The organism is Arthrobacter sp. RT-1, from assembly GCF_003367205.1.
Classification (GTDB): domain Bacteria; phylum Actinomycetota; class Actinomycetes; order Actinomycetales; family Micrococcaceae; genus Arthrobacter.
The window spans coordinates 104,414-115,469 of the sequence record NZ_QRGQ01000014.1; the positions used below are offsets into that span (position 1 = coordinate 104,414).

Sequence of the window (11,056 nt, forward strand, 5' to 3'; positions counted from 1 at the left end):
CTGGTCATGCCCTGCGCGGGCCGCCCCCACGAGCCAAAAGCCGGGACCGTCACCGCCCGAAACCGTGCGGCCCTTCCAGCCTACGCCCCATGAGTGGTCCCGCACCCGCCCTGCTCCCCCCGACTACGGCTGCCCAGAACGGGTACGGGATTGTTAACCGTCCCCCACCAGCCGAGGCAGGCATCCATGACTTCCCTTCCCAAGGCCAGCGTCCGTGACACCGCCGGCTTCCTCCTGGACGTTTTCATTCCGACGGCGGCAAAAGGTCCCCTGCTCCGCCGGCCCCGCGCTGAGGCCTTGGCCGAGCGGCTGAAGCTGGACGAGCGGGCGGTCCGGCGGATGCAGGAGCTGGACCGGAAGTATCCGGAGGGCCCCCTGCTCCTCCGGCTGCCCGTCCGGAACCAGGCCTTAATCCTGCGTCCCGGGCACCTGCATGCCGTCCTGACCCAGTCTCCCGATCCCTTCTCGCCGGCAAGCAGCGAAAAGCGCGGCGCCCTGGCCCACTTCGAGCCGCGCAACGTCCTGGCCTCCACCCGCGCCGAGCGGACGGTCCGCCGGGCGCTGCACGAGCAGGCCCTGGACACCTCCAGCCCGGTGCACCGGTTCGCTGACACCCTCCTGCCGGTGGTCCGGGAGGAGGCGGACGCCATGCTGGCCGCGGCCCAAGCCAAGGGCGTCCTGGACTGGGACGTGTTCAGCCGGTGCTGGCAGCGTGGCGTCCGGCGCATCGCCTTTGGTGACTCCGCACGTGACGACCAGGAGCTGACGAAGATGCTGACCAGGCTGCGCAAGGATGCCAACTGGTCTGTGCTGAAGCCGCGGCGCAGGGGGGTCCGGGACGAGTTCCTGCGGCGCGTCCAGGAACGGATAGACACCGCCGAGCCCGGCAGCCTGGCATCTGTCATGGGCAGCAGGCCGGAGCCTGATGCGGCTGCGCCACAAGACCAGGTGCCGCAGTGGCTGTTCGCGTTGGAGACATCGGGGATGGCGGCGATCCGCGCCCTGGCCCTGCTGGCAACGCATCCCAACCAGGCACTGTTGGCTTCGGAGGAAATCACCAACGACAGCACCGGAGGCAGGCACCTCCCCTTCCTGCGGGCCACGGTGCTCGAGTCCGTGCGGCTGTGGCCCACCACGCCAATGATTTTGCGGCAGACCACGCGTGAGGTCAGCTGGGACACCGGAACCATGCCCGCGAAGTGCGGGGTCCTGATTTTCGTCCCGTTCTTCCACCGGAACCATCAGCGGCTCCCGCAGGCAGACAGGTTCGATCCGGCCCTCTGGCTCCGCGATGACGACCAGGAGGACTGGGGCGTGGTCCCCTTCAGCGCCGGACCGGTCAGCTGCCCCGGCCGCCAGCTGACCCTGCTGCTCACCAGCACCCTGCTGTCCTGCCTGCTGAAGGACACAGCGTTCACCTTCCAGGACGGCCACCGGCTGTCCCCCGGCCGGCCCATGCCGGGAGAGCTCAACCCCTATACCCTGCGGTTCACTCCCACTGTCAGGGCAGGGGTTTAGGGCGGGGCACGACGGCGTAGCGCCGGTTCGCCAGCACCGGCACCCGGCTGCGCACCTGCTCCAGCCGGTCCCCGCTGAGGTCCGCCATCACCAGCCCCGGCTCCTCACCTGCGTTGGCAATGACCACCCCCGCCGGGTCCACCGCCATGGAGTACCCGGTGGCCAGCGGTCCTGCCTGGTTGGCGGCCAGGACGTAGGCCGTGTTCTCGATGGCCCGTGCCTTAAGGAGGGTGGTCCAGTGGTCCTCCTTGCCCGGCCCGCGGATCCACATGGCCGGAACCAGCAGGACGTCCGCACCGCCATCCACGGCCGAACGGGCGCTTTCCGGAAAACGAAGGTCGTAACAGGTGAACGCGCCGAACCGGAAGCCTCCCAGCCGGAACACCAGCGGCTCCTCGGGGTTGCCCGCCGAAATTCCATCGCTTTCCCGGTAGCCGAAGGCATCGTAGAGGTGGACCTTTCGGTAGCACCCGAGGAGATCGCCACTGCTGTCCATGGCCACCAGGGTGTTATACGGAAGCCGCCCCGGCCCCTTTTCGTACGTTCCCACCACCACCGCGATCCCGTGCCGCTTGGCCTGGGTTGCGATGGCAGAGACGAACGGCCCGTCCAGGTCCTCCGCAACGGCGGCTACCGCGCCTGCACCCCCGCTGGTGGCAAAGAGGCTGGACTCGGGGAGCACCACCAGCTCCGCCCCCGCCCCTGCAGCCGACTTGATCAGCAAGCCCGCCGCCGTCGTATTTTCAGCAGGGTCCGTACCTGCGCTGAACTGGCCCAACGCCACCTTCATGGCTGCCCTTCCTGCCCGAAAACCATTTGCTGTCCCTGCTCTCCACGGCCGGGCTCCGGCCTCTTCCCATAGCATCCTCCCCGCGTTACTGTTGGCACACAACCGTCCGGCCAGGGGCTGGAGCGGCGGGCTCAAGCAGTTGGGCCTCTGGAGGCACTCCGGAGGGAGCATGGTGGGCGCCAAACCCTTGAAGAAGCATGTACGACGGCGGGTTACCGCCTTGCTCACGGGCCTCGGGGTCCTGGCGGCACTGACGTCCTGCAGTGCCGAAGTCCAGCGCGGCTTCCTTCCCGGCGAGCGGGACACGACGGACAACACTCCCCTGATCACCGACCTGTGGGTTAATTCCTGGATCGCGGCGGTCATCATCGGGATCATCACCTGGGGCCTGATGATCTGGGTGATCGTTGCCTACCGGCGCCGGAAGAACACGGTGGGGTTCCCGGTGCAGATGAGCTACAACCTGCCGCTGGAAGTCTTCTACCTGTCCGTGCCGCTCATGATCGTGGGCGTCCTCTTTATCTTTACCGACCGGGAGCAGCGGGCCATCGACACCCGGGACCCCAATCCCGACGTGATCATCGACGTCCGCGGCAAGCAATGGTCCTGGGACTTCGGCTACGTCAAGGAAGACGTGCATGAAGATCCCGGGGTCCAGGCCCACCTGAACGGCGAGTTCGGCACCCCGGACCGGCTGCCCACCCTGTACCTGCCGGTAGGGAAAACCGTGGAACTGCAGCTGAACTCCCGCGATGTCCAGCACTCGTTCTGGGTGGTGCAGTTCATGCAGAAGCGCGACATGTACCCGGGCGAAAACCAGTACCACCGGTTCATCAACCTCACCCCCACCCGCACCGGCGAATTCACCGGCAAATGCGCAGAGCTGTGCGGTGAGTACCACTCCGAGATGCTCTTCAGGGTCCGGGTGGTGAGCCAGCAGGAGTACGACAACCACATCGCCGAACTCCGGGCCCGGGGCAACACCGGCATCCTGGGTGACGAATTCGACCGGAACCCGGCACGGCCGGCCCTGGAAGAGGCACAGCAAAGGACGGAACCGTAATGACCACCACCCAGAACACGGGCGTCACCTCGGCCACCGCGGCACCGTCAACGGTCAGGCGGCCCAAGGGCAGCATCGTGGTCAGCTGGATCACCTCCACCGACCACAAGACCATCGGGTACATGTACCTGATCGCGTCCTTTGTGTTCTTCCTCCTGGCTGGCGTGATGGCGCTGCTGATCCGGGCGGAGCTGTTCCAGCCCGGCATGCAGATCCTGCAGACCAAGGAGCAGTACAACCAGCTGTTCACCATGCACGGCACGCTCATGCTGCTGATGTTCGCCACCCCGCTGTTCGCCGGGTTCGCGAATGTCATCATGCCGCTGCAGATCGGCGCCCCGGACGTGGCGTTCCCGCGGTTGAACGCGCTGGCTTTCTGGTTCTTCCTGTTCGGCTCCACCATCGCGACCGCGGGGTTCATCACGCCGCAGGGTGCTGCCTCCTTCGGCTGGTTCGCCTACGCGCCGCTGTCCAACACCACGTTCACGCCGGGGATCGGCGGTGACCTGTGGGTGTTCGGGCTGGCGTTGTCCGGTTTCGGAACCATCCTGGGTTCGGTCAACTTCATCACCACCATCATCTGCATGCGGGCCCCCGGGCTCACGATGTGGCGGATGCCGATCTTCACGTGGAACACCCTGGTCACCGGCATCCTGGTGCTGATGGCCTTCCCGCCGCTGGCCTCGGCGCTGTTCGCGCTCGGGGCCGACAGGAAATTCGGTGCCCACATCTTCGATCCCGCCAACGGCGGCGCCATCCTCTGGCAGCACCTGTTCTGGTTCTTCGGCCACCCCGAGGTGTACATCATCGCGCTGCCTTTCTTCGGTATTGTGTCCGAGATCTTCCCGGTCTTCAGCCGCAAACCCCTGTTCGGCTATAAGGGCATCGTGTACGCCACCATCGCCATCGGCGCCCTCTCCGTGACGGTGTGGGCCCACCACATGTACGTCACGGGTGCGGTGTTCCTGCCGTTCTTCGCGTTCATGACCATGCTGATCGCAGTGCCCACCGGCGTGAAGTTCTTCAACTGGATCGGCACCATGTGGGGCGGGTCCATCACCTTCGAGACCCCCATGCTGTGGAGCATCGGGTTCCTGGCGACGTTCCTTTTCGGTGGCCTGACCGGGATTATCCTGGCCGCCCCGCCGCTGGACTTCCACGTGTCCGACTCCTACTTCGTAGTTGCCCACTTCCACTACGTGGTGTTCGGCACCGTGGTGTTCGCGATGTTCGCCGGGTTCTATTTCTGGTGGCCCAAGTTCACCGGCACCATGCTGAACGAGCGCCTCGGCAAGATCCACTTCTGGATGCTGTTCCTGGGCTTCCACGCCACGTTCCTCATCCAGCACTGGCTCGGCGTGCTGGGCATGCCCCGGCGCTATGCGGACTACATGCCGGAGGACAATTTCACCCTGATGAACCAGTTCTCCAGCTTCGGCTCCTACCTGCTGGGCGCATCGATGATCCCGTTCCTGTGGAACGTCTATCACACCTGGCGGACCGGCAAGAAGGTCACGGTGGATGATCCCTGGGGCTTCGGTGCCTCGCTGGAGTGGGCCACGTCCTGCCCGCCGCCGCGCCACAACTTCACCTCGCTGCCCCGGATCCGGTCCGAGCGCCCGGCCCTGGACCTGCACCATCCCGAGCTGAGTGTTCGTGAGCACGCGCCGGTGCACGGTGTAGCAGCGGACGTCTTGGGCGCCGCCGACATCGGCGAGCGGGACGTCCGGAGCCCGGACCCGAACCAGTAGCGGACTGCGTTTTTCCACCCCAAACGCGGGGTCACTCCCGGCCCAATTCCAACAGTTTATTGGGCCGGGAGGGACCCCGCGTTGCAGTTAGCTGGCCGGGTTTTCCCGTTTGCCCTGCCGGAACAGGAGCCAGCCCGCTGCAACCAGGAGCACGCTCAGGCCCAAGAACCCCAGATCCCAGGCCAACGGCCCACCCAGGTCGTCCCGCACGTGGTGGATCTGCAGCAGCTGGTGGTTAACAAGGCCCTCGACGACGTTGAACACACCCCAGCCGGCCAGCACCAGCCCGGTGTGGAACCGCCAGCTCGCGGACAGCCGCCCCTGCCGCCGGGCCCGGACCGTGAGGACGGCGGCGGCCACCACCAGCACCCACATGGCGCTGTGGAAGAGTCCGTCGGCCATGGTGTTCAGCTCCAGCCCGGCCACGGTTTTGGTGTTGCCGCTTTCGGTGTGGCTGAGCATGTGGTGCCACTGCAGCAGCTGGTGCAGCACGATGCCGTCGACGAAGCCGCCCACGCCCATCCCGAACAGGAACGCGGGCGCCACGGCAGGTGGCATGGCCCGCCCGGTGGGCCTGGCCGATGAGCTGTGGGCTTCCTGTGCCACGTTCTGTTCCCCCTCGCCTGGTGAGTCCTTCCACCAAGTCCCTACCCGCCGTCGGACGCGCTAACCGCCGTGAGCCCCCAGGAGAACCTAGCCGAGCAGGCCGAGCAGGATGCCTCCCGCCGCGCCGACCAGGACCACGGCCCAGGGCGGCGTCTTCCAGGCGATCAGCAGCACGAAGCACACAAGGCCCAGGCAGAACGGGCCCGGTCCCGTGATTGCCGTGGTGAACACCGGGTTGTAGAGGGCCGCGGCGAGGATTCCCACCACAGCAGCGTTGGCACCGCGCATCAGCGCCCGGGCCTGCGGCCTGGACCGGAACCTGTTCCAGAACGGCAGCACGCCTGTCAGGAGGAGGAAACCGGGCAGGAAGATCCCGGCCAGTGCGATGGCGGCACCGGCGACGCCTCCCGGGCCGAAGGCGGAGAGCGTGCCCAGGTAGGCGGCGAACGTAAACAGCGGCCCCGGCACTGCCTGCGCCGCACCGTAGCCGGCCAGGAACTGCTCAGAGGTGACCCAGCCGGGGTCCACCACGCCCGACTGCAGGAGCGGCAGGACAACGTGCCCGCCGCCGAAGACCAGTGCCCCTGCCCGATAAAACGCCTCAAACAGGGTGAGGCCCGCCGAACCCACGGCCGGCGCCAGCAGGGGCAGCCCCAGCAGCAGGGCAAGGAACAGGACCAGGCAGACGGTTCCGGCCGTCCGGCTGACAGGGAACCGCATCATCCCCGTGACATCGCCCGTCCCTGCCCGGCAGACAACCAGCCCGGCCAGGGCGCCGATGAGGATGGCGGCAATTTGCCCGAGCGAGCCGGCCAGCAGGATGGCTGCCAGGGCCGCCACCACGGCAATCGTGGCCCGCTCCCGGTCCGGGGTCAGGGCTTTCGCCATCCCCCACACGGCCTGGGCCACGATGGCGACAGCGACGATTTTCAGGCCCGTGAGGATGCCCGAACCAATGGCTCCCTGGAACAGCGAGGCGCCGGCGGCGAATGCCACCAGCAGGGCCGCCGAGGGCAGGGTGAAGGCGACGAACGCAGCGAGGGCCCCAAGGGGACCGGCGCGGTGCAGGCCCATCCCGAATCCCACCTGGCTGGAAGCGGGGCCGGGGAGGAACTGGCACAACGCCACAAGGTCCGCGTATTCCTTGTCGTCCACCCATTTGCGGCGTTCCACCAGCTCGTCGCGGAAGTAGCCCAGGTGGGCGATGGGCCCGCCGAAGGACGTGAATCCCAGCTTCAGGAAAACCCGGAAGACTTCCCACGCCGAGCCCCGGGCGGTGGCCGTTGCGGGGCTGCCGGCGGCAGCCGTCACAGGGCTGCCACGAGCCCGGCCGCACGTTCCAGGGCGCCCGGGACGATGGAGTAGTAGGCCCAGGTGCCCCGCTTCTCGCGGTGCAGCAGGCCGGCGTCCACCAGGATCTTCAGGTGGTGCGAGACCGTGGGCTGACCGAGGTCGAGGGGTTCGGTCAGGTCGCAGACGCAGCGTTCACCGGACTCCCCCGCCTTCACGAGCGAGAGCAGGCGCAGGCGGTTCGGGTCGGAGAGCGCCTTGAAGACCAGCGCGGCTTCCTTCGCCTCCTCTGCCCCCAGTGCCGGACCGGCCGGCGGGCAGCAGGCAGGGTCCAGCAACGGATCAAGTGTCTGCGAAGCTTTCATACTTCCCATTATGCCGCTGCATTGACGGTCATCAATGTTTGACCCCGCATCCGGAGGTGGGGGCTGGAGGATCATGCTGGCAAGGGCGTAGAATCCGTCCGCCCAGTAACTCCAAAGGAGACCTCCATGACGAACGAACAGCTGATCATTATCGGGTCCGGTCCGGCGGGGTACACCGCTGCCATTTACGCGGCCCGGGCGGGTTTGGAGCCTTTGGTGCTGGCCGGTTCGGTGACAGCCGGTGGTGCGTTGATGAACACCACTGAGGTGGAGAACTTTCCGGGGTTCCCGGGCGGGATCCAGGGTCCGGAGCTGATGGACGGGCTGCAGGAACAGGCCGAGAAGTTCGGCGCGAAGGTAGTGTTCGACGACGTCACGTCCGTGAATCTGAAGGGTCACCTGAAGACCGTGGTCACCGGGGCCGGGGAAACCCACCAGGCGCCGGCGGTGATCCTGGCTACCGGTTCGGCCTACAAGGAGCTGGGTTTGCCGGAGGAGAAGAAGCTCAGCGGCCACGGGGTGTCCTGGTGCGCCACATGTGACGGGTTCTTCTTCCGGGAACAGGACATCATCGTGGTCGGCGGCGGTGATTCGGCGATGGAGGAAGCGACGTTCCTGACCCGGTTCGCGAAGTCCGTGACCGTCGTCGTCCGCCGCGAGGAGCTCCGTGCCTCCCGCATCATGGCGCAGCGGGCCAAGGACAACCCGAAGATCAGCTTCGCCTGGAACTCCGCCGTCACGGCCATCCACGGCGACGGGAAGGTGACGGGCGTGACCCTCACTGACACCCGCTCCGGGGAAACCCGCCAGCACGGGGCCACCGGGATCTTCGTGGCGATCGGCCACGTCCCCCGCACCGAACTGGTAGCCGGGCAGGTGGACCTGGACGCTGAGGGCTACATCAAGGTGGATGCCCCCACCACGGTCACCAACATCTCCGGGGTCTTCGCCTGTGGCGACGCAGTGGACCACCGCTACCGCCAGGCCATCACCGCTGCCGGAACCGGGTGCGCCGCGGCCCTGGACGCCGAACGCTACCTCGCAGCCCTGGACGATGCGGACAGCATCGCCACGGCATTGGTCGAAGAACCAACCCACGCCTAGAAACCAGGAATACGAACGTTCGACCCGGCCAAAATGCTTGGCCCGCCCCACGTTCATAAGTACACTTAGCATATTCACCGGGCGGGCTGGGGCCTTCAGTTTCGCTCCCCACGAGGGAGCCTGCGATGGCACGAAGGCGGCAACCATGCACCGAGACCGGCAGCCCACCCGCAACATCTGCGCTGAAGTGGCACATCTGGGCCTGCAGCTGCAGGCCATGGAGATTATTGACGAGATTCTCAGTGGAACCGAGCCCTGCGAAGCGGACGTCCGGAGCTCATTGACCTGGCATGTGGAGCACAATCCCGGACAACCGCAACGGGCACTCCTGATGCACATGCTGAACCTCCGCCGCAGTGGTCACAGCTGACACAGAAAAAACACCCTCCTGAAACACTCCGGCAACCTCGCCACGGCAAGCTGTGCATACGGGGATACAACAGCAGGAGGCAGCCATGGAGGCACAACGAGTCAGTACCGGTCAGCTCCGCATCGGAGACCACATCGAAGCGTGGCACAGGGGCAAGCTGTTCCACCGGGGCCGGGTGACCGACGTCGTACCCGCCCTTGAACTGTTCTGGATACTGGACGCGAGGACCGGCACGCGGAAGCTGCTGGACCCCGAAGCCCTGGAAATCCGGCACGTGGAGGAACCGGCCCAGCCGCTTACCCGGTTCTCACCGGCATAAACCCGGGGCGGCCGGGGTACGGTCAGTGCTAGGAATGCTGCTGTTGCGGCAGAAACCACAAGTAAGGAGCACACCGTGATTGGATTCATCGTTGCCGGCCTGATCATCGGCGCCCTGGCCCGCCTTATCAAACCCGGCAAGCAGAACCTTAGCTTGCTCGCCACCCTCCTGCTGGGCCTTGTGGGCTCGGTGATCGGCGGAGTGGTGGCGTCACTGCTGGGAACCGGGGACATCTTCGAGCTGAACTTCCTGGGCTTCATCGTGGCCGTCATCGCCTCGGTGCTCCTGGTGGGCACCGCAGAAGCAGTCGCCGGCCGCCGGAAGTCCGTGCGGCGCTAAGTAACCAACGCGACTAGAGCAACGCGGGGTCACTCCCGGCCCAATCCGAGGCGAACATTGGGCAGGGAGTGACCTCGCGTTGCTGTTGTCAGGGGCGGTTTTGGTAGACGTCCGGGATTCCGTCCCGGTCCGCGTCCACCTTTTCCAGCTCCTCGGCGGCGCGGTACTGGCGGTTCCTTGTGCGCAGCACCACGGTGGCCAGCAGGGCGGCAAGCAGGGACGCCGTGAGGATTCCCACCTTGGCGTGGTCGTCGTGCAGGCTGCCGTGGCCGAAACTGAGCTCGGCTACAAGCAGGGACACCGTGAATCCGATGCCGGCCAGGAGCGCCACGCCAAAGATGTCGATCCACTTGAACGAGCTGTCCAGGCTGGCCCTGGTGGCCTTCGTCAGGACCCACGTGGTGCCCAGGATGCCGATCGGTTTGCCCAGCACCAGGCCAACGATGATGCCCAGGGCCACCGGGTCCGCGAGCGCCGAGCGCAGGCCCTCCCAGCCGCCCACGGCCACGCCGGCAGAGAAGAACGCGAAAATGGGGACGGCGATGCCGGCGGAGATGGGCCGGAACCGGTGCTCAAAGATTTCGGCCAGTCCGGGGCCGGACCCGGGGCCGCCGCCGGCACGCGAGCGGATCACCGGGACGGCAAAGCCCAGCAGCACACCGGCCACCGTGGCGTGGATGCCCGAGGCATGCACTAATGCCCACACAACAACTCCCAGCGGCAGCAGGATGAACCAGGCCGCGGCCGCCTTGCGCCCGAAGAAATGCCGGTACTTCTGGGCCAGGAAGGTGTACAGCGCCAGCGGAACCAGGGCCAGGAGCAGGGGCGTGACCTGGATGTCCGTGGTGTAGAAGAACGCGATGATGCTGATGGCGATAAGGTCGTCCACCACGGCCAGTGTCAGCAGGAAGATCCGCAGTGCGCTGGGCAGGTGGGAACCGATGATGGCCAGCACCGCAACAGCAAAGGCGATGTCCGTGGCGGTGGGGATGGCCCAGCCGCGGAGCGTCTCCGGGCTGGTGAGGTTTATGACGGCGTAAATCGCCGCCGGGACCACTACCCCTCCCGCGGCGGCTGCAACGGGGACAATGGATTTGCTGATCTGCCGCAGGTCGCCGGCCACGAATTCGCGCTTGAGTTCCAGGCCCACCAGGAAGAAGAAGATGGCCAGCAGCCCGTCAGCTGCCCACGCACCCAGGCTCAGCTCAAGGTGCCAGGGCTCGTAGCCCACCTTGAAGTCGCGGAGCGCGAAGTAGCTGTCCGATGCCGGGGAGTTGGCCCAAACCAGTGCGATCACCGCCGCAATCACCAGGAGGGCGCCGCCCACAGTTTCCTTGCGGAGGATCTCGCCGATGCGCAGTGCCTCGGCATAAGAGCCGCGGGACAGGATCGTGGATCCGCGGGGAGCGGCTGGCGGCGGTGTTGATGGCGGCGTGGAGCTCATGAAGGCGTCCTAACATGTGGAGTCGACAAAATCATGCCGACCAGACTTCCCGGCGCACCTTCTGTCCATAGTACGGGCCCTGCCGCCGGCATGAAAA

At 66.5% G+C, this 11,056-nt stretch carries 12 protein-coding genes; 7 read left to right on the plus strand and 5 right to left on the minus strand.

The features are described 5' to 3' along the window. Nucleotides 1-186 precede the first annotated feature (186 nt). Nucleotides 187-1,518: a cytochrome P450 gene (locus DXK94_RS13715; protein ID WP_115525393.1), complete on the plus strand. Its 1,332-nt coding sequence runs from the start codon at nucleotides 187-189 to the stop codon at nucleotides 1,516-1,518. On the opposite strand, the gene DXK94_RS13720 is transcribed toward DXK94_RS13715, so the two are convergent. Continuing rightward, nucleotides 1,502-2,308 carry a carbon-nitrogen hydrolase family protein gene (locus tag DXK94_RS13720; RefSeq protein ID WP_115525394.1) on the minus strand — a complete coding sequence of 269 codons (807 nt, stop codon included), beginning with the start codon at nucleotides 2,306-2,308 and terminating at the stop codon, nucleotides 1,502-1,504. The two genes, DXK94_RS13715 and DXK94_RS13720, sit on opposite strands and share 17 nt — an antisense overlap. A 169-nt stretch (nucleotides 2,309-2,477) precedes the next feature. On the opposite strand from DXK94_RS13720, the gene DXK94_RS13725 reads away from it, so the two are divergent. Together DXK94_RS13725 and ctaD are read left to right on the plus strand one after the other, a co-directional pair. Further along, the gene (locus DXK94_RS13725; RefSeq protein WP_115525395.1) at nucleotides 2,478-3,371 is read left to right on the plus strand and encodes a cytochrome c oxidase subunit II; all 894 of its coding nucleotides are present in this window, start codon (nucleotides 2,478-2,480) and stop codon (nucleotides 3,369-3,371) included. Further along, a complete protein-coding gene (ctaD, locus tag DXK94_RS13730) occupies nucleotides 3,371-5,122 on the plus strand; it encodes a cytochrome c oxidase subunit I (RefSeq protein WP_115525396.1) in 1,752 nt (583 codons plus the stop codon). The genes DXK94_RS13725 and ctaD overlap by 1 nt, the downstream gene beginning before the upstream one ends. Nucleotides 5,123-5,209: 87 nt before the next feature. Here the strand turns inward: ctaD and DXK94_RS13735 are convergent, their stop codons facing one another. From DXK94_RS13735 to DXK94_RS13745, 3 genes are all read right to left on the minus strand, one after another. After that, the gene (locus DXK94_RS13735) at nucleotides 5,210-5,728 is read right to left on the minus strand and encodes a DUF2243 domain-containing protein (RefSeq protein ID WP_258868550.1); all 519 of its coding nucleotides are present in this window, start codon (nucleotides 5,726-5,728) and stop codon (nucleotides 5,210-5,212) included. A gap of 87 nt (nucleotides 5,729-5,815) precedes the next feature. Beyond that, nucleotides 5,816-7,039, minus strand: a complete 1,224-nt coding sequence (gene chrA, locus DXK94_RS13740) for a chromate efflux transporter (protein WP_115525397.1) — start codon at nucleotides 7,037-7,039, stop codon at nucleotides 5,816-5,818. Next, entirely contained in the window at nucleotides 7,036-7,383 is a 348-nt protein-coding gene (locus DXK94_RS13745; protein WP_115525398.1) for a helix-turn-helix transcriptional regulator, read from the minus strand. Before DXK94_RS13745 ends, chrA begins: the two co-directional genes overlap by 4 nt. Before the next feature lie 126 nt (nucleotides 7,384-7,509). On the opposite strand from DXK94_RS13745, the gene trxB reads away from it, so the two are divergent. The 4 genes from trxB to DXK94_RS13765 all read left to right on the plus strand — a co-directional run bounded on the left by trxB (nucleotide 7,510) and on the right by DXK94_RS13765 (nucleotide 9,515). Beyond that, entirely contained in the window at nucleotides 7,510-8,487 is a 978-nt protein-coding gene (gene trxB / locus DXK94_RS13750; RefSeq protein ID WP_115525399.1) for a thioredoxin-disulfide reductase, read from the plus strand. Between the two features lie 145 nt (nucleotides 8,488-8,632). Next, complete coding sequence (locus tag DXK94_RS13755; protein WP_115525440.1) at nucleotides 8,633-8,857, plus strand: hypothetical protein; 225 nt, start codon at nucleotides 8,633-8,635, stop codon at nucleotides 8,855-8,857. 85 nt (nucleotides 8,858-8,942) lie between these two features. Beyond that, complete coding sequence (locus DXK94_RS13760) at nucleotides 8,943-9,176, plus strand: hypothetical protein (RefSeq protein WP_115525400.1); 234 nt, start codon at nucleotides 8,943-8,945, stop codon at nucleotides 9,174-9,176. A gap of 75 nt (nucleotides 9,177-9,251) precedes the next feature. Continuing rightward, a complete protein-coding gene (locus tag DXK94_RS13765) occupies nucleotides 9,252-9,515 on the plus strand; it encodes a GlsB/YeaQ/YmgE family stress response membrane protein (protein WP_079597438.1) in 264 nt (87 codons plus the stop codon). 88 nt (nucleotides 9,516-9,603) lie between these two features. Here DXK94_RS13765 and nhaA read toward each other — a convergent pair whose 3' ends face one another. Continuing rightward, nucleotides 9,604-10,959: a Na+/H+ antiporter NhaA gene (nhaA, locus tag DXK94_RS13770; protein ID WP_115525401.1), complete on the minus strand. Its 1,356-nt coding sequence runs from the start codon at nucleotides 10,957-10,959 to the stop codon at nucleotides 9,604-9,606. Between the last annotated feature and the right edge of the window lie 97 nt (nucleotides 10,960-11,056).